Genomic DNA, 24,286 nt, shown 5'->3' on the forward strand with positions numbered 1-24,286 from the left:
TGCTAAAACGTTACAATTATCTTTTTCCCATGCGGATCAAAATCAAACAGTATTTTATTGGCCAAAACCCGGGGAATCAATTTCTCGTCTCCCTGGTAAATGATGGGGCTCTTTATATTTCTTTTTTCAATTACAGCGGTCAGGGGTTCGGTATAAAGGGATTGATCCAGCTTTAGTTCGGGCAGGATCGTAAGTCCGTTGGGTATTTTCCTAACCTCATAGGTTATGGCTTTTTGCTCCTGGCTATAGGCCGCCACCTCCCTAAACGTGCCTACCCATATTTTATCTTCCAACGCTTTTACTTTTTTTAAATGATCCCAAAAGATGGCCGTATCGCTGAAATGATCGTAGCCATAGGTCAGCCCATGCGTCATCGTTACGCCCCAGGCGCCGTTGGCAAGCAGTTCATTAATCTTTTTTTCAAGATTTTCCTTTGTACTTTTTCCGCCGACCGAAAATTGCAAAAGACGGGTAGCGATCCGGCCCCGGCCGGCCAGCGCAACACCTTCCGAAGTTTTTGTATTATTCGGATAAGCAAAAGTCCGCGGAGTGGCCCCAGTATTCAGGCCTATGACACTATCATTTTTAGCAATATCTGTCGCAATTTCTTTTAATAAAAATTTACCAAAATTACGATGCTCCCACCCATGATTGGATATTTCGTGGCCGTGCACCGACATTTGTTTAAGCTGCTCCCAGGATACGCGCGGCTTTCCGCCTGCCGCCGTCGTATCTTCAATGGATCTGCCATTTACAAAAAAAGTAGCTTTAAAACCCAGCCTGTCGAAAGCCGGAGCCGCAAGCGTAGCCTGCTCCAGCAACCCATCATCAAAAGTATAGCTGATTGCACAGGTTTTGTCATTGCGATATTTTGCAATATGAAAACCAGTCCCATCTAACCAGAGTATTTTAGCCAATAGTTTGTACATTTCTTCCCCCAGGTATTCGGCCGATTTTTCGGTAAAATGCGTGCGATCCTGCTGCAGGGCGCCTTCAGACATGTCCACAAAATAGGCGTTGGGATCTTCTTCAGCAATCCGTCTCATCGCCTCATCCACAAGGGGCTTAAAATGACGGTTAGCATAGGGTATAGAACCGAAAACAAAGGGCAGGTGCGAATAATCCTTACCCGTCCTTTCAGTCAGATGCTTTCTTACATATGCAATGATAGCACCCAGGTTCTCATAATATTTTCGATCGTAACGATCATCACTTTCGCCCTGGTGCCAAAGAAAAGCATCTACCTGGTAACCTCTTTTAAGTTTCGACAAAGTGCTGTCAATCGCTGCATCAATAGCCTCTGTAAACGAGAGCAGTAGCGACTTTCCTCCTTTTTCGCACGAAGTGGTCTTTGCAAGCCAGTCTGCATTAGCCGACCAGTATCTGCCTTTTGCCGTATCACTGGGGTATTGAATAGACGTACCGCCCACGGCATATTTCACAACATAAAAATCATGCTGTAAAGCCTGTTCGAGCCGGTAGTAGGTTACCGCATCATAGGTCCAGTACCCTTCAGAGATTCTTCCTTTGGGAAAATAAGGAATGAACCTGCCATCGTTCCGGTTCCGTGCAATTTTGCAATAGCGATAAGCTCCTCTGGCGAAGCTTATGGTATCGGTGGCTAAGGTTTTGATATAGGCGGGCAACAATTTATTAGGCACACGCCCGTCGGTGTTCGATTGACCGGCTGTGATGATAACATGCACCTGAGCGCCGGCAATAGAGCGCCAGCAATAGAATAATAACAGCCCTGCAAGAATCAAGTATCTGCGCATCTTCATGTATTACAGCATTGCTTTTGTCATGTGTTATTTCGCCAGTTGTTTATCATTCACCCTGATATTTTTCAAACTGAAATTTTTAATAAAATCCAATGCGATATTGGTTCCGCCAGAAGCCATAATATTCAGGTTTTCCAGACTAAAATCAGAAAGGGAATATTGTTTTGACGGTTTAATATTGAGAAAATCATTGCATTGCACCGTACAATTCCGAAAGGTAATATGCCTTGCTGAGGAGTGCGGCTCCGGCTGCCCTTTCAGATCAAAAAACTGTGTCCAGGGGCCTATCGAAAAAAAGCTGCGGGCAGTTCCTGTTATATTTTCCACCCACACATCTTCATGCTGCTGCGGCGTGTCGGGGCGCATCTTCAGCAACAGTACATGGGAAGTATTCTTTACAGTGCAATGCCGCATAATCACATTACGGGTAAAAACCGATTCGCTGCCCAATGTAAGGGAGGGACAATTCTCAATGGTATTATCTTCGATAATAATATTGCGGTTGGCCCCGTTATTGGGATCTTTATCTGCGGTAGGCCCTTTGCCTCCCTTCAGGCAAATTCCATCATCGTTTACGGATATGTAACAATCTTTTATTAACACGTTCTGACACACATCCAGATCAATCCCATCAGAACTGGGCGCGCGCACATCGCTTCCATTATTAGTGCCGGCGCGGATCTGCACGCCGATAATTTTCAGGTTTTCACATTTATAATAATGAGAGGTCCAGAAAGGCGAATTCAGCAACTGCACACCCGACACCTGTACGTTTTTACTATTAGAAACAAATAAGAGCCGCGGGCGCTGCTCATCCATATTGGTACATTTGGGATTCCATTGGCGGCGCAGCCAAAAAGCTTTCCAATAATTGAGCCCGTTACCATTGATGATGCCGCCACCTGAAATTGAAAATCCATCCAGCCCATCGGCATTCACCAGGGCAGCAAAATATTTCAAAGATTGCCCTTCTATCCGGGTGGTAACAATTTTAAAATCGGAGATACGATCGCTGCATTTCAGCGTTGCTCCTGTTTCCAGGTACAAATGCGTCCTGGGTTTAAAAAACAGCGAACCGCTGAGAAACACTCCTTTGGGAATGACAATCACTCCACCGCCGCTCCCGGCGGCTTTGTCGATCACGGCCTGGATCGTTTCGGTTTGAACGATGGTGCTGTCATTCCTTACACCATAATCAGTAATGTTATATTTTTTACCCAATGCATTAAACGATACAATCTTCGTATCTGAAAACCAGGCCGGAATGGCCGTTCCGTCGGGAAAGGTTTGTGCTGCAGTTTTGAGCGCGGTAAAAACGAACAACACCACTAAAACGAAAATGAACTTTTTTATATATTGCATATCTTCTTATTTTAAACTTTCAAAAAGTAGTAGGCTGAGATTCCTCCTCACCCTCCTTCGTCGTGTTCATCGGAATGACGAGTTTCACTGCCTGTTACTTGACCAATTCATAGAACTCCGCTTCAATAATGCTTAATACATCCCGGCCCTTTACATCAACCCGCGCCACCCCATCATTCAGTTTTTTTCCACCCACTTCAACATCTTTACTGGCTTTGCCGGAGGTGTCGCCTGCTAGTTGTATTCTTATTTTTTTGCCTTTTACCGGCTTGCATTGTATCGTGTAATAGCCTAGTGTTGGCTGTGTTCTTCCGTTAAAAACTTCCTGGCCATCCACCATAATAATAAGCGGGTAGGTTTTTGTGCGGAATTTGTTCAGTTTTAAAGAAATTTCATCAACAGTCGCGGCCTGCGCCAGCTCATATTCGATCCAGGCCGTAGTGCTATTTCCATCGTTCACCCAATCGGTTGTTTCATTATCATCATAGCTATAAAAAGCGCTGTCTGAGTTAACGCCCGCTGTTGCCGCTTTCACCCGCAGCGATCGTCGCACCACCTGGTAAGAAGGGGTTGCAGGCGTAGGCCCTCTGCCCAGCAGGGAGGGCAGCCCCGCGGCCGGCAACAGCTTCGACAGCCCCTGGTCTGTTTGCACCGGATGGGTAACCAAAGTAATCCTGGCGCTTTGCAGCCCGTCTGCACTGGCCGTAATCGTAATGGATCCCGGGTTTGTTGCAGAGCGGACCAGGAAGCGATTCACACCACCTTCCACGGGAAAGTCTTTTTTAAGAATATAATTACCCGGCCCCATCGCCATTCCTCCGCGCCATTCGCCCGGTCCATCTATTTTATAATGGACCATATTTAATGCTGTTGGGCAACGGTTGCCGCCGGCATCCACTACTTCCACTTCTATCAATGCCATATCATGCCCGTCTGCAAGAAACGGTGTTGGTCTTTTAATTTCCGTAAGACGTAATGCCATAGGCTCGCCAGCCGTTTTAATCACATCCGTGCAAACCACCTTATTCCGTTCATCATAACCAACCGCCGAAATAGTTCCCGGCTGCCATTCAATATTCTTAAACGTAAAAATAAAGCCATCGCTTCGTTCCCCATACCCCATAGATCTGCCATTGATCTTTAGCGCTACCCTGGGTGCGGACGCAATCACATAAATATCTTTTTTAACCCCGGGCTTATAATTCCAATGTCCAACAATGTGCATGCTATACTTTTCCGGCACTACCCAGCCATCCCACATAACCTGATTGGCATAGAAGTTTTGTTTTTTGATCCGCAGCGCATCCACTTCCCCGCTCCTGCGGTAGTTCTCTTCTCCACGGTGATGCGTATTTGTTTCGGACCAAACGATATTTACGCCGCCGCTGCTAACTCTTTTACCGGTTCCCGGCCGCTCCCGCCAAAATTCATACCAGCGCTTTACGTTCTCCAGCGCATGGCTTTCCATATTGCGGTTATAAATAGCAGCGCTCTGCCCGTTATATAACGGGCCATCGCCATCTTTATGATAGGGAGGCGTCCATTCATCCCAATATTTTCTTGAGCCCTCATCTCTTGAGTATTCCATTGCCCACAGCGGAATACGTGCACTTTTATTTGTATAGAGCATCTCCCCGCCATATTCGGCTATCTTACTATTCAGCATTTCCCGGCTGCCAATTGCCCGGCCTCCGTGCGGATCGTACTGATCACGGATGGCCTTCATTTCGCTCATATGCGCCTTACTGATTCCATGATTACCGCACTCATAAAAAATAATACTCGGGTTGTTCTTATTATAAACAATGGCGTCGCGCATGACCGCTTTACGCTGTTCCCAGCGCGTGCCCTGCACATCAGCCTCTGCGTCACCTGCCGGCATGGCTTGCATCAGCCCCACCCTGTCGCAGCTTTCCACATCCTGCTTTGCCGGTGTAATATGCATCCAGCGCACCAGGTTCCCGTTCCCTTCTACCATCAGCCCATTGCTGTAATCGCTCATCCATGCAGGCACAGACAACCCCGTGGCCGGCCATTCGTTGGAAGTGCGCTGTGCATAGCCATGCACCATTATTACCCGGTCGTTCAGATAGATCATCCCCTCTTTAAATTCCGTTTTCCGGAACCCTGTTTTGGTGACCACTTCATCTGCCGGCTGCTTATTCACCAGAAGCCGGGTATGCACTTCATATAAATATCCATAGCCCCAACTCCAGAAATTGAGGTTTTTCACCAATGAGGAAGCACGCATTATCTTTGTCTCCCCCGGTGCCACCGAAAGCATCTCGCTCCTGAATGTAGCCACAGGCTTGCCTTCCAGATCAATAAGCGCTACTTCATATTGTACTTGCTGCGATTGCTGTTTTTCATTTTTCACTTCAGATTCGGCATGAATAGTTGCCGTGCGCCCTTTAATATCATAGTTATCCGCATAAACATACACGCCCGTTGTTTTCAGGCTTGAATACAGAGGAAGCGTTTGGTATAACTTTGGCACCACCTGCAGGTAGGTGTTTTTAATAATCCCTCCATAGTTGGCATTGAAATTCCTATCCTCCCACTGAAACTTCGTATTGGTGGCCTTTTCCCGGTAGTCCCATGAGTTATCAATCCGTGCGGCGATACAATTCTCCTTTCCGTCGAATGTTACGAGATCAGTAATATCAAAACCAAAAGCAGTAATACCGTTCTCATGTGAGCCGATAGGTTTACCGTTAACATAAAAATCACCCGCCTGCCGGATCCCTTCAAATTCGATAAAGATCTTTTGGCCTTTAGCCGACGCCGGAAGTTTAAAATACTTGCGGTACCAGGCGATGCCGGTTGACAGATCCTTAATATCCTTTTTAAAAGCTTCGTCCTCATTCCAGGCCTGGGGTAGCGTTAAAGGCTTCCAATCCTTGTCATCAAAAGCGGGCGCCTCTGCACCTGAAACATCGCCCACATGCAGTTTCCAGCCGGAATTAAAATTATACTTTATTCTTGAAGAGGGCTGCGCTGCACCCGCAAAAGCGATCAGCAAAAAAATAAGCGTAAGGATTCTTTTGTTCACGTAAGTTTTTTTAAAATATTTCTTTGGGCCGGAAAGGCGGTAAAGCGGTAATTTAACAACCACTAAAAAAATAAACCTTTCCGTTTGTTCGTCTACCCGGCTGCATATGTTTATTAACGAGCAGCCTTTACGGCTTTAATAATTTTAATACCCGGTTTTGGTGGCGGCTTCATGCCCTCACCAAAAAAGAAACTGGTATGTGGCGGCTGGTTGTATGCTACATTTTGCCAGGCGATACTTAACCGGTATTGCGGGTCCTGCATTAGCGTACAAAAACGGTAATTTGTTGGAATAGCTGTTGAAAAGATCCGCAACTCTTTATTATCCGTAGTGCTGTAAATAACTTCTTCGCGCCAGTCGCCCAGGATATCGCCTACCAATACCGGTGTGGCTTTGGTGCCATTATTGCTTTTGCATTGATAGTTTGCGGTATTCAGCAAACGATTGGTCCCCTGCTTTAAATAATCCCATTTATCAATGGTGGTGCTATTTAGGATTTCCGTCAGCAAATCGCCGTCCCAAAGTATTCCCATGTTACAAGCCGGCGTTTTATCAGCAATTTTATTTCCTTTAGTATCAAACATGCCCGTTATACCTGCACCGGCCACCCAGCATTCGGCTCCGGCGTAACGCGGATCCACGTCCAGTGCCAGTCCGCGTCCCGGCCCTTCCCCATCTTCCCCCGCTTTCACTGAAGCTTTTTTCCAATAAACCTGTCCGGTAGCCGCGGAGCGAAAACTACAACCCGCATCATCAAACCGTTCCTGTATATCAAATACTTCAAGACCCGGTATGGAAGGATCCAGATCTGAGACGTGCAACGCATCCCCATGGCCCAGCCCAGTGGAATAAAGGCCTTTGCCATTATCATCCAAACACATAGCGCCGTAAATAATTTCGTCCCTGCCATCGCCGTCAACATCCGCAATGGTAAGATTATGGTTTCCCTGCCCCGCATATTTTTCATTCCCCCGCACATTGGTATCAAAGACCCAGCGTTTCTGCAATTGTTTTTTGTGCAGATCCCAGGCTGCGATCACCGTTCTTGTATAATACCCCCTTGTCATGATGAGGCTTGGATGCACCCCATCCAGGTAAGCGATAGCCGCCAGGAAACGGTCCATCCGGTTGCCATAGCCATCACCCCAGATCTTTTTTAATTCTTCAGAAGAAGGCATTAAAGATAAAGCGCGCGGCGGAATAAAATCAGTAATGCTAATGGCCGCACCGGTGGCGCCATCAAATACGGTAAGATATTCAGGCCCCGCCAGAATATACCCTTTATCATTGCGCCAGTCTTTAGTACTGTCGCCAATTACATTACCCTTACCATCAATACTGCCATCCGCCGTCTTCATGGCCACTTCCGCGTTGCCGTCGCCATCGAGGTCGTACACCATAAATTGCGTATAATGCGCTCCTTCCCTGATATTCTTTCCCAGGTTAATCGTCCATAATAAAGTACCATCCAGCTTATACGCCTGTATCAATGGCGGATCCGTAAATCCCGCATGACTGTTGTCATGTCCCTTGCCTGCCACATGTAATATGATCTCATAGGTTCCATCGCCATCCAGATCGCCGACAGAGCCATCGTTGGCTGCATACCCCTCCGGTAGCTGCAACGGCACCGACCAGTAAGGGTGGTCCTTCGATTGTATTGTAAAGGGTTGGGACCGCCCGGTTTCTTTGCCGTTAATAACAGCGGCAACGGAATAAGCGGCTGGCGCCGAAGTATTTTTTACCGCATCGCTGAACCAGGTAACTTTGGTAAGGGGTGATTGATTTAATCTTTCTGCAGCACCATTAATGGTACGATACACATTGAAGGCTACGGCATCCGGATCCGTAGCCAATAAGCGCCAACTGATAAAAACGTTGCCATTACCATCCGGGAGCGCAACAAGGCCGCGATCCAATGATTCCATCAGGCGCTGGGAAAACGCGGGCACCACTGCAACACATAACAAAAAGAAAAGGCAAATGCGATACATGAAAATCGTTTTATAAAATGAGCTCCGGGCGACGCTGCTTAAATTTCATTAAAAATAGCGGAACCCGGCAGTATAACCATCATGCTCCGTCCTGATATCCGTACTATGCAGCATTGACACAAAGCATTTATTTTCTGCAAAAGAAGCGCCACGAATCCTCCAGAGGCGGACACAGTTCCATCGTTCTGCGTTGTAGCATGATTTAACGATACAACGAAAATGATCCGCACAGATCAGCGGTCAAAAAGGTCTCCCGCATTCCGATTTATCGGAAGCAGACTTTCACAGAAGAAGGAAGTGTAATCCGCGCCGCGCCATCGGCTCCCGATTTATCGGGATGCGAGATCTGCGGGCTAAAAAAAAATTTTTACTCATCCCTAATCATGCGATTTTAAACGCTTTAATTCCTGCTAAATCTATGTGCGTATAACTAGTTTAAACGACTTTGTTGTACAGAATACACCAATGGAGTTTGAACATTCGTCCGCAGCACGCGTTCAGAACGCCTGTTACAGATCCAATCCGGAACAAAAAGTTTAACGGCATCTTGTTTTTTTGTCACTGATTTTCTCATCGTTTTATTTCCATTTAAAGGGCAAATAAAATTCACCGGCGGTAAGCTTTGCTTCTGCCGCGGCTGCGTTGCCAGCACCATCTTTTCTTAGCTTGGCGCCTACGCGGGCAGCGATATAAGTGGGATCGTGCCGGCGGATGGACACCCGTAATAGATCGGACCAGCGCTGCCCTTCATAGGCCAGCTCCAGCGCGCTTTCATCCGTAAGCATATCTTCCACGGCAATGGTGCTATCGCCCACTAATGGTCTTGATGGTAAACTGGCCCTGCCCCGCAAGCCCGCCATATCCCTGTAAATAGCCCTGAACTGCGGATTATCGCCACTCCGTGCATCAAAATCATAAGGCGCAGGCAAGAAGGTTTGCTGAATATTAGTCACGTTTGAAGAAGCATTAGGAGGGGTATAAGTTGTTTTTATTCCCTGGTTTACTATGGCGTATCCCAATTTAGGATAACCATCCCGGTTGGCGGCTTCTCCAAAATGCTGCCATACCGATGCAGCCCGGTATAACCACCATTCACCGGTACGCGTATTGGTATTTATGGTAGGAACAAAGGTTTTCCCATCCATATAATAATAGAGATATTTCATAATAACCGGCTGCCCGGCAATCGTCCGGTAGGTAAAATTACCGCGGGCGTCAAACGGAAATCCGTTGTATTGGGTTTGGCTGTTCCAGTTATCCATTGCCTGCTGCGATGGCTTTACCAGGTAGCTTCCATTGATATTGGAGAACAGGTCAATAAAAGGATTCTTTGGCTCAAAGCTGCTGCTGAACGACATGTGCCAGATCCATTCCCAATCGAATTGCTGATCGTAACTGATCTTACCCCGTGAGAACATGGAGCGCCAGCCTTCGGTGTTGCTATCGTACAGTGCATTGATATCACTTTCCCGGTACCGCACATATTGCACGGCAAGCTGGTTCCCGCTGGCCGGATCCGGGGCACCGATTAGCTTATAATAGTTCTTCTTGGTATTATCATTGCCCTTATCATCATAATAAGAAATGATCTGCCGGTAAGCCGTTGCGGCTTTGTTATAGGAAGACGGATCGTAAGCGGCGTTCCATAAATACAGATCGCCCAGCAGCACTTTTTTCATGATAAAGAATTTTTCCGTCCGGTACTGATCCACCGTAGTCATTAAAGAAGCCGCACTGTTGTACATTTCAAGGGTGGGCAGGCTTTCCATTGTTTTGATCAGCTCTGCTAATAATTGCTGAAAGGGTAACCATCGGTATTTTGTTTCATCTTTTACATCCTGTATGGTTGCCAGGGGGTCCGTTACATAAGGAATGCCGATGATTCCTTTAGTATCCTTGCTAAAATGGATACCCAGTTGTAAATACACCCATGTGCGCACCGAAGCCACATCAGCATAACGCTCATTATACTCATCCTGTTTCATTTTCTTTTCCGCCAGCATGATGTCAAAATTTTTCATCACGTCATTGCAGTTCAGAATCACCTCGTAAAAAGGCGCGGGGTCGATGTAAGGATTATCCACTGTAACATTCTGGTTGCTCAATTGCTGCAGGTAAAGATCCGCGTTTGCCGTGGGCGACATCAGGTCGGCCCGCAGCTCATTCAGCAACACGTACGGCCTGGCCAGTTTCAGTAATTTACCATACACCCCTAACACCGCGGCATCTGCATCGTATACATTGCGATAGGTTTGCTCCCCGGCGAGCGTGGACTCCGTTGTTACATCAAAAACTTTTTTGCAGGAGGGCAATAACAATGCACCCATCAATACCGGCACTAAGAAACTAAGTTTTATTATAATTGATTTCATGACTGACTCTTCGTTTTTAAAGATTATAAACCAAATCTTACACCTACCTGAACCGACCGGTACTGTGGCTCCAGCACCACATCCACGCCCTGTCCCAGCGGGCTAATAGTAGCGCTGGTTTCAGGATCATAGCCCAGGTATTTGGTCAACGTAAATAAATTATTTCCTGTCAGGTACAATATGGAATACCTTAAAAAATTAGTTTTTACCGGCAGGTTGTACGAAAGTGTTGCCGACCGCAACCTCAGATAAGAACCGTCTTCAATCCAGCGATCAGAAAAGCTGCTGTTCCCTACAGGATCCCCGTATAAAGCACGGGGCATAGTGGTTACCTGCCCGTCGGCCCGCCAGCGGTTCAGCACTGCTGTCGTTTGGTTGTTGAAATTTGATTCGGACTCCAACTGTCTCCGGGTATAGTTATAGATATCGTTTCCCCTGGTGAAAGTGAAGAAGGCATCCAGCGTTAAGCGCTGCCAGGTAACACTGGTGGAGATCGAACCGAAGAAATCGGGGTTGGGATCACCGATCACCTGCCGGTCTTTTTCATCAATGACCTTATCGCCATTTACATCAACAAAACGCACATCTCCCCCTTTAAAAGGAACAGCGGCCCCGGAGAATTGGATCACTTTTAACCCATCTGCCGCCGCTGCTGCATCAGAGCTGTACACGCCGTTTGTCTTATAACCGTAGAACAGGTTCGGTGTATTATTTACGCTGCTTAAAATATATCCGTCTGCATAAGGAGTCACAATATTCCAGGGATCCGGCAGCCGGGTTATGGTCGATTTGTAACGCGCAATGGTAAATCCCAAATCCCATTTTAAAGAGGATCGGTTTATAATTCTTCCGTTCACGGATGCTTCTGCGCCCAGGGTCTGCATCGATCCGCTGTTGGTATACGCATGGGTGATACCCGCTACGGTGGGAAGGGTTTCGTTCACGATCATTTTGTAGGTCCGGTTGCGATAGGCGTCCAAACTAATATTCAGGCGCTCCTTAAACAAAGCCGCATCGATGCCCAGGTTTGCTTTATATACGTTTTCCCATTGCAGGCCACTATTCTCGAAATTGCCGCGTACCAACCCTTCTGTGCCCAGAAAGTTTTGCGAAGAATAATATTGCCCTGAAGTATAGTTGGCCGCATAGTCACCGGTCAGTCCATATGAAATATAATATTGCCGTGCCCGATAATTCATAATATCATCATTGCCGGATAAGCTATAAGAACCTCTCAGCTTCAACAGATCAAACACCCGGTCGTTGGCCATAAAGGGTTCCGATGAAAGCAGCCAGGCGCCGGCGAGTGAAGGCATCACTGCAAAGCTATTCCCATTAATATGCAAGGCCCCGGGAACATTTTTACCAAAGCGGGAAGACCCGTCCACTGCCATATTGAAGGATGCAAAATATTTATCGCGTAACGAATAATCTGCGCCCAGGTAGGTGTTCAGCCACCGGTAGCGGGTAATATCACCCCCTACTCTTCTGAGGGCCGCAACGCCGTTGCCCACGCTCTTCAACTGGTCCGTAGCGGAGTTGGCGCCGAGGTCCCAATCCAGCTCTGTGCGGGGCGCCATAAAACGCATGCCCGCCCGTGCTGTTAGATGATGAATATTGTCGAACACCTTGTCATACGTAACGCGGGTATCATTGTACACGCTCAGTAAACGTTTGGTTTGCGCTCCCAGACGACTGTCGATGATCACATCGTTCCCGGTGGTATCATCCACAACTCCTTTGCGCGGAATGAATAAATTCTCCCGGATCTTATCCAACGTAACGGCCACGATGGTATTTACATTAATTGTTTTGGAAACAAGATAATTAAACCCAACCGACCCCAGGAAACGATAATTATTATTGCTGCCCGATGCTGAATGGATCAGGGCTGCCGGGCTGCTTACATTGAAAATATCTGTATCGGTAATATCCGGAGACTGTACTCCCGCTGCAGACATTTCATTAACCCCGATCAGCGGTGCTTTTATGAGCGCCGAAAAGATGGGGTTGGTCTTATAGGCAAGCCCCTGGTCCTTCAAATCCTGCTGGTTATAAGTAAAGCTAAGATTAGCAGTGGCGGTTAGTCGTTTGCTCAGATTCAAATCTGCATTAAAACGCGTATGATAGCGGGTAAGGCCGGTGCCTTTAAGGACACCCGCGTTAGACATATAGCCTAGCGAGAGCGCGTACTTTGCAATATTATCGCCGCCGGTCACCTTGATGGAATAGTTTTTAAATGCACTGTTCCTGAACACCTGTTTTTGCCAGTCGGTCTGGTGATGATAGCGGTAATAATCCGGGTTCGACGGATCATCATTCATATAAGGATAGCTGCCTGCCTGCGCTGCAGTGGCCCCTGATGATTGCAACAGATCGCCCAGGTAGGTCCGGTACTGACCGGCATCCATTACCGGGAGATTCCGTGGCGCAAAATTAACGCCACCATAAGCACCCACATCAATGCGGGTACCCAGTTCTTTGGCTCTTGCGGTTGTGATCAAAATAACCCCATTGGCGCCCTTGGTTCCATAGGTGGAAGCCCCGTCCTTGATCACTGTAATATTATCAATGTCCTTGATGTCGATATAAGCAAGTGGGTTGGTGTAACTATTGGAGTTCAGCGAGCCGCCGTAATCGGAATTATCATAGATCACACCGTCTACAAGGATCAATGGTTGATTCGTTGTGTACAAAGATGTAATGCCCCGCAGAAAAAGATTAGCGCCCACATTGGGCGTGCCGGAACGGCGGATGGCGTTCAGTCCGGCTACTTTACCCTGCAGGAAAGCATCCGGGGTTTCCGAGGTATGCGCCCAGTTGCCCTGGCTTTGCACGGAGGTAACAGCAAAAGGGATCCGGTTGGTAGCTTGCGTTCCGAAAGGGAGGTTTGCCCCATCATAAAAGGAAGCAAAAGCCTCTTCGTATAAAACCGTTGCAACTTTGTTGCGACCCTTCAACGCTACTTCTTTCGACTGGTAGCCATCCCCTTGCAGCACAACGGTAACCGTATAGTCCGGTACGCTCAGGATAAAATTTCCGGTACTATCGGTAATGGCGGCAGCATAATCCTGGTACATGACCCGGATGGCCGGTAAAGGCCGGTGGGTGGCGGCATCAGTTACCGTTCCTTTCAGCTCCACCCCTTTAGTTTTATCTGCCCTACCGGTCTGCGCGTAGGACGACACCATCGCGCACAGCAAAAATGCCCCCGTTAATCCCTGCTGAAACACCTTCATTGCTATTGATAATAATCGCATGTTAATATTGTATATAAGTTAATTTATCTTTTTACAGGTCCGGTACCAGTTTGATGTAATCCAGATTCAGACTATTGGTTCCGTTGCCTGTAGAAGCATTGGCGGTTAAAAACATTCTTAAGGTTCCGTAGGCCGGCATTATATAATCGCCCAGGTATACCTCTTTATAATTCAACGGCGTCATGTTATTGGTGAGGGGGGCTATTGTGGGCAACAGATTGGTGCCCCTTGCTCCCATGGCTAATTTTTGTGTAAACGTTACCGGTATGATATTCCCGTTCAGCCGGAGCGTATCGTTTACCGCCATCCAGTACACTTTATATTTTACCGAAGGCAGTCTGGAGGCGACATACAGGGCATTGAGGCTGCTGATACCATGCCCGTAGGCAAACATATCTGTAAACGCCTGCCCGGTAGTGGGATTGATCCTGTAGCGGGTAAACACCGCCGATACATTGTTCTGCCGTGGGGTAACCGCCAGCCCGTTGGCATCATAAAAACCAAGATAATTTTCACCCTGAACCGTTACCACCGGGATCTTTTCCTTTATATCAAAACTGATCGTATTGATGACATAGGCAATCCCGTTGCTCATGCGGATGGTCTTAACAATGGTGGATTTGTCGATGGGAATTTTCACGCCGAATTTTGAAGTCAGCACGGGCGGCAACTGATCGATCGTATAATACCCGTCAACGATCAGGTCTTTTACCACGTTGTAAGAAGCCAGGCTGGCCGTACTGTCGGTTGTGGAGGTCTGATAAAAAGGCGCCAGTTGCTGCGTGGCTGCAGCAAAACCGGCATCGTTCAAAATAAAGTAAGTGTATTGCTTGGTTTCATCCTGCAGATCGCTGACAGTGGTATTAAAAGTATTCTTCAACACGCTATCCGTTCCCGGATGATAAATGGGAAGCCCGGTAAGCGAGCTGATGCTGTCAACCACCGCACGGGTAGCATCAAAAACATTGCGCGTAAGCGAAAGAATAAAGGCACTTTGCTGATAATCGGTCTTGGTATGCTGCAGCAGTTCCCACCCGTTGGGGTAAGCGGCAACCGCTTTATTGATAATATGCAGTACGCCATTGCCCGCGAGCCCGTCCTTTGCCGTAAGAGCGGCATCGTCAAAATTGCTTCCGGAAAAGGTTACAAATTTGCCGTTGAGCATTTGTATGCGGACAGCCGGATTTGCGTTACTTGTAAAATAAGACTGCAGGGCGATGTGGTTGCCGATAAAAGCCCGCAACTGTGCGCTATCCGCCACCACAGCGGGATCCAGGCTTTGCAGGGCGCTGTTCACCGGTGCAAATACCGTATAGGTTTTTGAAGCAGCCAGTTCCTTGCTGAACCCTGTTTTCTGCAGGTACTCATAGAATTTACTAAGGTCCGGATTGGCGCTGATCTCCTCGAGTAAATTTTTCCCCAGGGCCAGATCAACGGGTTTGGTGCGGTCGTCCCATTTTTTGCATCCTGCCAAACAGGATACAAAAAGGAACGCATATACTATTGTGCTTTTGAAATTCATTTTTCTTTATTTATTAAACAAGCTATTCGTATCGGCTACTATTGACTATTCATTATTTACGGAATAATAGTTCCATCCCTTCCAAAGACCGGGCGTGTCTGATCATCATTCACCGGGATAAACTGTATGATATCCAGGTAATTCAATTCCTGCCCCGTGGAGCTTGCATGCAAAAACGTTAATGTGATCGTGTGACGGTCGGTAGTAGCCACATTAATGGTACCCACCAAACGGCCTACATTATTGCGGTCGGCGCTGCTGTTATTCGTAGGAGCTTCCGTATATTGTTTATAGCCCAGGGCCTCCAGCTCACTTGGTGTGCCCACCGGTTTTTGCTCGGAGAAATCGAAGGTCCGCTGCATCGGCTCTCCATCAAAGTCAACGCGATTAGGAAATGCGGGGTTATTGGTAGATGCCCGGCCCCTGTAGTAACAGACCCAAACCTTGTACCGGCCTTTTACCAGTAAGGGTGTCCGGAATTCGATCGTTTTATTTCTTGAGGTATTGCCTTCAGGTATTCTTAAGTAATCGCCGTGCCATCCGTAATAAGTAGTGCTGGTGGGCGGCATACAGTTGTAGGACACGGTACTGGTGGTGCTGGTAATAGCGTTCCAGGTTACGTCAGCAAAAAAGTCCTTATTAATCGTATAACCACCTCCTTTGCTGGTAATAGCGGTTTCCGTGGTTGCTTTGCGAAAAATAGTGGTCAGCCTTCTTAGTTCCGGCTGATCGCAGGGCTCAAAATCCACCCGTACCGGTACGCGTATCTTCACGGCAAAATGCGCTTCTGCCTCATGCACCACTCCGTTGATGGAAGTAAGATCACTTTTGGCACGATTCAATTCAATACCGCGTTCGTGGTTGCCGTTAAAGACCACATCATTTAACAATACGTCCTGTCCGTCCAGCGAGGGCGTGATCACTTCCAGCGGCGCCAGGGTTGGGATCGATGTGCTGGATATGATATCGGCAATATACCGGGCTTCTGTGGTGATGTGATAGGCCACAAACATATGCAGACTGTCGCTTACATTTTTGGGATCACCCGTATTACAATATTTCGCCTTCAGGGCTGCGTAACTGCTGAAACCAGAATCGGCGAGGGCCTTATTGGTTTCTGCTATAGCCGTAAGAAAGCGATAGGTGGTATCGGGATTATTAACAATATTCAGCGAGTCATAAAAGCCGGTTTCCTTTAATGCCTGGGTAAAGATGGAATAATCGGTATTGGCTTCGATGGTTTGCGCAACGGTTTTGGTGGCCGCTTTTAATACATGATCGATACCATGTATGATCCCGTTCGATAAGGCAATATTGGGCTGTACCACCTGCGCCTGTTTGTTGATGGTGTAAGCAGAGGTTCCGTTCTGGTTGGCAACACCGGTAACCAGGTATTGTCCCAGCATGGTTACCTGCGTCAACTTACCGTCGGTAAAGGAGCCGGTTTGAACGGTATCCTGCAACAGGTGCAGTTTTACAATATCCTGCAGCTCCTGTTCAGAGAACGCATCAATTGAAGCCTTGCCCTTTTCCTGTAAAAAGGCTTTTACCCCATCATTGGTAGGCGCAAAAACAGTGTAAGCGCCATAGGCATTTAAAAAATTGCTGTAGCCGGCTTTTTGCAGCATTTTGGCAAACTCCGAGTATTGATCACCGTTCTTCACCAGGTAATCATAGATATTTACATCGGTAGTGGTTGCCGTTACAATATCGATCTTCTTACAACTAACCATATAGCTGAGTGCGAAGACCCCTGCCACTAATACCCCTGTTAAAAAGTTCTTTGTTCTCATTGCTGCTTATTTATAAAAAGGATTCTGTACAAGATTTTTATCGGTTTGCAGTTCATATTGATAAATCGGAAAATAATGACTGTTGGGGTCTTTGAATTTGGCTATTGCCGATTGCTGCAAATTGCCGGGAACCGTTGACGAAACCATATTCAGTAAAATATCGAGCCGCTTGTAATTATTTCTTTTAGCATGGCGCAGCAGGTCGTACCAACGCTTTCCTTCAAAGGCAAACTCCCGCGCCCGCTCGGCCAGGATGTAATCGCACAGCCCCTCCGTATCTCCGGGATCAACGCTTTGCTCCGTTGAAGGCAGCGCATTGGCCCGCTGGCGTATTCTGTTGATCAGATCGAGCGCATCCTGTCCTTTTCCCGTTAATGCCAATGCTTCCGCCTTCATCAATAGAATGTCAGCATAGCGGTAAACGATCCAGTGCGCAAAGGAGGCTTCTGCTGTTCTTAAATTATCATTATCCACCCCAATGTATTTCCAGATCAGCCCATCGGCGAAGCGGGCTGCAGCGCCATCGCCCCGGATATCCTTATGGGTGGGGTCGATAATATCAGCCTGATAAATACCTACATCCGGATCGGTTACCAGGCCGGACGCCACAAAGCGCGGCCGGGAGCGAAACATCGTATAAAAGCTGTTCAGTTTCTGATCATCAAATTGCACTTCAAAAATCCCTTCATTGGAGTTACCGTTAACAAACAACCGGGCAAACCAGGAGGAGTTGCCTGCCAGCAGCCCATATTTTCCGGAATTAATCACCTTGTCACAAGCCGCAATCGCTTCAGGATATTTTTCCATCCACAAATAAACATCGGCTTGTATAGCATTCACCGTGTACCGCGTAATTCTTCCTTTATCGAAGTCGTTGTTATTAAAAGTGAGAGGTGTTGTAACTTCTGCTTCGGATAAATCCTTTACAATCTGGTTCAATACATCGGCGCCTGTGCTCTTGCTCAATTGTTGCAACTGATCGTCACTGGAAGTAGATTTTAGCACCAGCGGCACATCTCTGAAACTTCTTACCAGATAAAAATACAGGAGCGCCCGCAGTGCTTTTACTTCACCCAGGTAAGCATCTAAGGCCTGCCGGGTAAAGGTCTGGTCGTTCTTTAATACATCCGGCGCAAAGTCTAATACTGTGTTACAATAATTGATCGTGCGGTAGATCGACCGCCAGTTCGTAATACTATTGGTTTCTAGAATATTCGTATTAATAATGTCCAGCTCGTTACTCGCCACGCCAACGGACGGCGTAAGCATGTCGGCCCTTAGCTCGCCCCATAAAAAAAGATATTCGGGTATGGGCGCATCGGAGCCGCCGCCCAGCAGGGAGGCATAGCAACCATTGACAGCGGCCGCCACCTGCTCTTTTGTTTTCCAGAAATTCTGCCGGATGATGCCATCCTCCGGCTTCAGATCCAAAAACTTATTGCAGGATACTGCGGATACCAGCATCAACAGCAGCGATAAAAATTTTATTCGACTATTTTTAAAGAGTTGCATATTCTTTAATTTTTCATTTAGAAAGAACCGGTTAAACCGATGGTAAAGGTTTTTGAAGGCGGTGTTACGGATTGGTCGGTTGCCACACGGAAGGGATCGGAGCCGCGCAGTGAAACTTCCGGATCCTGGCCGGTATAGTTTGTCCAGGTGTACAGATTTTCCACGGTCAGATACGCGCTGAGGTTCCTGATCCGTAACCGTTGTATCAATGAAGGAGCAAAAGTGTACCGCAGGGTCATGGTTCTGAACCGGATGAACGATGCATCTTCCACATAGCGGTCGGAACCCAGCCAGTTGTAACCCGAGCCAAACAATGCCCTTGGAATATCCGTTTCATCTCCTTCCTTGCGCCATCTTCTCAATACCGCAGTGCTTTGATTATCGTAACCGTACATATTTGTGGTCAGCATTTTGGTCTGGTTGATCACATCATATCCATACCGGTAGTTAAAGAAGGCGGTAAGTTTTAACCGGCCTTTAAAGGTAGCGCTAGCGCCAAATCCGCCCGTGAATTTAGGGTTGCTGTTGCCCAGGTACACCGCATCCATATAGTTAATATTCCCATCGTGGTTCATATCTTCATACCGGGCATCGCCGGGTTGAAAAACATAGGCCGTTGCGGGATAATTGAACCGCATATAAACCGGCTGCCCTTTGGCATCCAGGATGGGCTTGCCATCTGCACCGGTGGCAATAGTGGCTGCAGCATCCTTATACACCCCCAGATACCTGAACCCATAAAACGAACCGAAAGGGTTATTGACCTGCATAAAGGTTTTATATTGCCCGTTGCCGGTGATATTCCCTTTTTCTGTTGGGTAAAAAGGCGATATCTCGCGGATAATATTCTGGTTCTTCGCAATATTAAAATTGAGGTCGATCTGAAGCTTTGATGAACGGTATGGTGTGGTGTTCAACCCTATCTCCATTCCCTGGTTATCCATGGTACCTACATTCATGCTCACACTATTGAAACCCGTGAATGAGGAGATCTGGAGACCGTCAAAGAACAGTTGTTTGGTACGGTTTTTATAAATCTCCACATCCAGGCTAACCCTGCCTTTGAACAGCATCAAATCGAAGCCCAGGTTCTGACCGGTAATAGTCTCCCAGCGCAGGTTCTTCAACTCCATATTAGAAGGATAGACGGCCGCCTGACCCAGATAGCCCCAGTCAAAGTCGGAATAAATATTATAAAAGGTATAATCCCTGCGGGGCGCGTTCCCGCTGATACCATAGCTTGCCCGGATGCTCAGGTCATCCAGCCAGTTTTGATATTTTTTCATAAAGGGCTCACCGGAAAGCCGGTAGCGCGCAGACACTGATGGAAAGTATCCATAGCGATAGGCGGGACCAAATCTTGAATTACCATCCATCCTGGCTCCCACATTTATGATGTACCGGTCGAGGTAACTGTATTGGTGACTAAACGTAGCACCGATGCTTCTTGTTTGTGCCGTTCCTGAAGCAATGGCCAGGTCCGCATTTTGTGTACGCGAGGGATCGGACGGATCGGTCAGCAGGGAGGAGGCCGTATTGGAAGTGCGCGCCTCCTGTTTCACACTCTTATTGTCATACGTAAATAAAATAAGCGATGACATATAATTGTGCTTCGGATTTTTAAAATGCGGCGTATAGATCAAACTGGTTTTGGTCTGTACATTAAACACATCCACATCCCCGTCATAAGCGCGATTAACGGAGGTCTCCGTCCACGGCCGTCCGGTGGCGGTTTGCGGAAGAAAGGATTTGGTTTTGGTGTTGTTGATATCGAATTGCACATCAAAAACTGCATTCAATACGTTTCTTAATATGGTATACTGAAGATTAAAGTGCGGCGTTACCCTTTCCGTAGTTACATTATATTTTGCATCGGTAGCCATCGCTACCGGGTTCACCGTTCCCTGGATATTATTCCTGGTATCGATGCCTAAAAATTGCCCCTGGATATTTGATGCCGGCGAAAAGAAGTTGGGCGTAAGGTTACCAAATTCATCATACTCGTAAATGCTCATATTGGGCATTTTTTTATACGCAATATCCCGGAGGTTATTGGCGTAGTTTTTATCATTATCCGTATGAGAAAAGGAAACATCACTCCGGAATTTAATCCGGGTTGAAACGTCGTAATTGAGGTTGATACGGGTGCTGATGCGTTTTAAACCGGTGCCGATGGTGGTACCTGTTTGGTCCAGATAGCCTACGGAAGCGTAATAGCGCGCCTTCTCTCCCCCGCCAGACATCGATAAATTGTGATCCTGGATCCACCCCGGCCGCGTAATAGCATCTACCCAGTTGGTATTGTTACTGTAGTTATGATACCAATACGGGTCGTTGGGATCATACTGAAACTCTTTAATCGTTTGTGTATTTAAAGGCGTACCGTTCCGGTTCATGTATTCTTCGGGAATTAAAGTAGAATACTGATCGCCAGATAACATGGGTATGGCATTGGGCTGCCGGGTAACAGAACCCTTGAACGTATAGGTGAGCACAGGCTTCCCAACGGTGCCGCGCTTGGTATTGATCACCAGAACGCCGTTGGCGCCCCGGGATCCCCAAACCGCTGTGGCTGCCGCGTCTTTCAAAATGGTAATATCTTTAATATCTGAAGGCGCTATATTTAACAGCGAGGCATAGCCCAGCTCATCCGCAGCGCCAAAGTTAAAATCAGCAGGGATCTGCGTTTCATACGGCATACCATCCACAACAATCAACGGGTCTGTAGAAGAGTTGATAGACGAAGTACCCCGGATACGGATCTGCATACCGGCTCCCGGATCACCGGAGGAAGCCGCGATATCCACTCCAGGCAAACGGCCCTGTAAGGCCTGGTCAATAGAAGCCGCCTGCATCTCTTCCATTTCTTTGGCATTGATCCGGGAAGCAGCGGTGGTGCGGTCCCGGTCGCTTATCGGCATCAGGCCATTGTCTGTTTTGGCCTGCGAAACCACCACTACTTCGTCCATTCCTTTTGCTTTGGTGTTCAGGGTAACATTAACCGTTGTGCGGTTACCGATGCCCTGGGTAATCGTTTCCGCACCGATATATGAAAACATCAGTGAGTCTGCCGTGTTTTCCACGCGTACCACATAATTACCATCGACGTCGGTTCTTGCCGCTTTTATGGTACGCTGGTCTGCATCTACTTCAGCCACTGTTACCCCGCGAACCGGTTTACGGTCCTCATCAAGCACCCGTCCCTGCACGGTCACCGTTTTCGGATTATTCTGTGCCGTTGCCATCCTGCCTGCAAGAAGAAGGATAACAAACAAGACCACTAATCGCAGTATACTTTTTTTCATATTGCAGTTTATATGCTTCACTATTTGGAATACTTTAAATAATTATCAATAAGGTGAATGATCGTTCTGTTGGAAAGATTATTGCTTTGCGGAACCACGACATTGGCTGCCCGGCCCGTAACATCATTCACAAGCATGCTCCCCGGCTGGCTGATCACCGTAACAGGTATTACTTCCCCCAAACCGTTCTTGAGCAGGGTTTCAAAAGAGCCGGATTCTTTTCCGTTAGGGATCAATGAGTATTTTGCAAGGATGTGGTACAATATAAAATTGGCAACCCGGTCTTTTTCTGCCGCCGTCCATGTGGATGCCGTCAGGTTGGGCACCCCGGTAGTAACATTACCCGGCAGTACGCCATCCATTACCGCTTTTTTTATAGCAGCATTAGAGGGAACAAACACCGTGTAAAGCGTGCCGGAAGTAGTGCCGGTAATTTCGCCGGTAGTGGCATTGTACAGGCCGGAGTTATTCAAAAACTGCGAAAAATAATAAAAATCAGACGCAACCGAAGTGCCGCCCAGGTTCATAATATGCTTTCCAAAAAGCCAGGAGCTATACGTGAGCAATCCATTAAGATAATACACTGTACCATTCTTCGTTGTTCTTGTGCTGTCTACATTTACAGCGACACTGGCATCCTGCGTACCTGCAGACATTACCTGCATATTATTCCACTTAATAAATTCGCCATTGTAGGTTTCAGTAATCCCCGCTCCCGCTAAGGATGTTAAATTTTCAGAAACAACACTGCTGTTTAAAATACGTAAAAGCGTTTGGCGCACCGATTCTCCTGAAACCGTTGTGGAGCCTGAAGTGTAGGTAAAAAGATTGCTGTTCACATCATAATTATACCCCGCGGCCCGCAGCACGGCATCCGGCATCATGAACAAGGTAAATTTTGCCTTGGGGTTGGTAATAATGTACCGCAGATCCGTATTCAGCAACCGGATCATGATGGAAAACTTGGGGTCGAGGTAGGCCCTGGAATATACTGTTGAAAAAACATTGGCATCCTGCACTTTGCTGGTTCCGTAAAACATGCCATTGCTCAGGATCCGGCGGTCAATAATATCCGCCCGGGGATCGAACCGTGCCTCTTCCCCCACAAAGTTTATGGCAGCTTTAAACTGGCTGGGCCACACCGGTGTTTGCCACATATGTGCGTTCAGGAAGTCCAGTATAATAGAAGTTGGCGTATTGTCGAAGGATTGATAATATTCCAGCAGTACATTTTTCTCATAGTCCAGGAGCACCTCGTTCTTGGGTACAAACATGGTCCAGGAGCTTTGCTGGGCGTCATTATCCTGAAGCTTAAGAAAATTTTCACTGTTGGGCGAAAAAGCAAGCGAAGTGTTGTATACTTTAACATATACCTGTTTGCTATCGCCCGTCAACAGTTTATACCGGTTCGTGGCCTCACTATTCAAAACGAAGCTTACCATGTATTTATCAAATAGTTTTCTAAACTCGCTGTATTCCGGTTTGCTTCTTAAATATTCCTCAATAGAAGGCAGCGGTGTCAACACCCGGTCAATCTCGTGTATCACCCCATTTTGGGCATTCAGGTCCTGGTTGATGACTTTCGCCTCTGCGATATTAAAGCCTGCATATGATGTATTGGGATAAAAATAATTATAGTCAGCAGCCGTAAGTCCCTTGCCTCCAAAATAAATGTCGGTGAAACAAGGAATATACTTATTATTATTATCGCCGGTTATATAGCCCGTGTTCCTGTTAGACTGAATCGTTTTCACCACAGTGCCGTTTTGCATCGTATCATCATAAAAGCCCGTGTAATAAGCCGTGCGGCGCCTGAAGGCCTGGTCGGGCACCCATCCCGTGCTCGACTGATAATCGTCGATCGTGTTTTTATTAAAAGCATTATACACCAACATGAATTGTATCAATGCGCGGGCTTTGCTGGAATCCATTTTTTCAACTGAAGTATTGTTGGCGGCGAAATAGGCTTTAAATGCTGAATCATTGGGCGCAAAAAAGGTCCAGTAACCGGCGCTGCTTAATGTATTTTTATACCCCGCTTTGTCTATGACACTCAATAGCTGGGTAAACGTTCCCTTTGCCTGCAGTTCTGCATAGATCGGTTTACTTAGATTATCGGGAACATTATAAAACTCATCCCATGTTTTTTTGCTACAGGCCGTTACCAGAAAAACAAGCAGCCCAGCAGCCACGCATTTAATAGTCCAGGTTTTCATCATTCGTTTATTTTTGCTTTTAGCGCTATATATAAGCTTTAAAGGTTCTCATTACATAGGATCCCTTTCATTTCCTGCTCCCGGAACGGCATCCTTTAGGTTGTTATTCCGGCGCAA

General features: G+C 47.2%; 11 protein-coding genes. All 11 read right to left on the bottom strand.

Annotated elements, in window-relative coordinates; genetic code table 11:
- Positions 1–2 precede the first annotated feature (2 nt).
- Positions 3–1,775 carry a polysaccharide deacetylase family protein gene (locus NIASO_RS19905; protein ID WP_025298786.1) on the bottom strand — a complete coding sequence of 591 codons (1,773 nt, stop codon included), beginning with the start codon at positions 1,773–1,775 and terminating at the stop codon, positions 3–5.
- A 33-nt stretch (positions 1,776–1,808) separates the two neighbouring features.
- Positions 1,809–3,143, bottom strand: coding sequence for a rhamnogalacturonidase (locus NIASO_RS07425; protein WP_008584741.1), 1,335 nt, complete (start codon positions 3,141–3,143; stop codon positions 1,809–1,811).
- Between the two features lie 94 nt (positions 3,144–3,237).
- Positions 3,238–6,195 carry a sugar-binding domain-containing protein gene (locus NIASO_RS07430; RefSeq protein WP_008584739.1) on the bottom strand — a complete coding sequence of 986 codons (2,958 nt, stop codon included), beginning with the start codon at positions 6,193–6,195 and terminating at the stop codon, positions 3,238–3,240.
- Between the two features lie 113 nt (positions 6,196–6,308).
- Positions 6,309–8,189, bottom strand: a complete 1,881-nt coding sequence (locus NIASO_RS07435; protein WP_008584737.1) for a rhamnogalacturonan lyase — start codon at positions 8,187–8,189, stop codon at positions 6,309–6,311.
- Positions 8,190–8,767: 578 nt separating this feature from the next.
- Positions 8,768–10,561: a RagB/SusD family nutrient uptake outer membrane protein gene (locus NIASO_RS07440; RefSeq protein ID WP_008584735.1), complete on the bottom strand. Its 1,794-nt coding sequence runs from the start codon at positions 10,559–10,561 to the stop codon at positions 8,768–8,770.
- A 23-nt stretch (positions 10,562–10,584) separates the two neighbouring features.
- Positions 10,585–13,821 (bottom strand): SusC/RagA family TonB-linked outer membrane protein, encoded by a 3,237-nt coding sequence (locus NIASO_RS07445; RefSeq protein ID WP_008584733.1) that lies wholly within the window; start codon positions 13,819–13,821, stop codon positions 10,585–10,587.
- A gap of 31 nt (positions 13,822–13,852) precedes the next feature.
- Positions 13,853–15,343, bottom strand: coding sequence for a fasciclin domain-containing protein (locus NIASO_RS07450; RefSeq protein WP_008584731.1), 1,491 nt, complete (start codon positions 15,341–15,343; stop codon positions 13,853–13,855).
- A gap of 56 nt (positions 15,344–15,399) precedes the next feature.
- Positions 15,400–17,136 carry a fasciclin domain-containing protein gene (locus tag NIASO_RS07455; protein ID WP_008584729.1) on the bottom strand — a complete coding sequence of 579 codons (1,737 nt, stop codon included), beginning with the start codon at positions 17,134–17,136 and terminating at the stop codon, positions 15,400–15,402.
- 6 nt (positions 17,137–17,142) lie between these two features.
- On the bottom strand, positions 17,143–18,648 hold the full coding sequence (locus NIASO_RS07460; RefSeq protein ID WP_008584728.1) for a RagB/SusD family nutrient uptake outer membrane protein: 1,506 nt from the start codon (positions 18,646–18,648) through the stop codon (positions 17,143–17,145).
- Positions 18,649–18,665: 17 nt separating this feature from the next.
- Positions 18,666–21,953: a SusC/RagA family TonB-linked outer membrane protein gene (locus NIASO_RS07465; protein ID WP_008584726.1), complete on the bottom strand. Its 3,288-nt coding sequence runs from the start codon at positions 21,951–21,953 to the stop codon at positions 18,666–18,668.
- 20 nt (positions 21,954–21,973) lie between these two features.
- A complete protein-coding gene (locus NIASO_RS07470) occupies positions 21,974–24,172 on the bottom strand; it encodes a fasciclin domain-containing protein (RefSeq protein WP_008584724.1) in 2,199 nt (732 codons plus the stop codon).
- Positions 24,173–24,286 lie beyond the last annotated feature (114 nt).

Origin of the sequence: Niabella soli DSM 19437 (assembly GCF_000243115.2) — a bacterium.
Lineage (GTDB): Bacteria > Bacteroidota > Bacteroidia > Chitinophagales > Chitinophagaceae > Niabella > Niabella soli.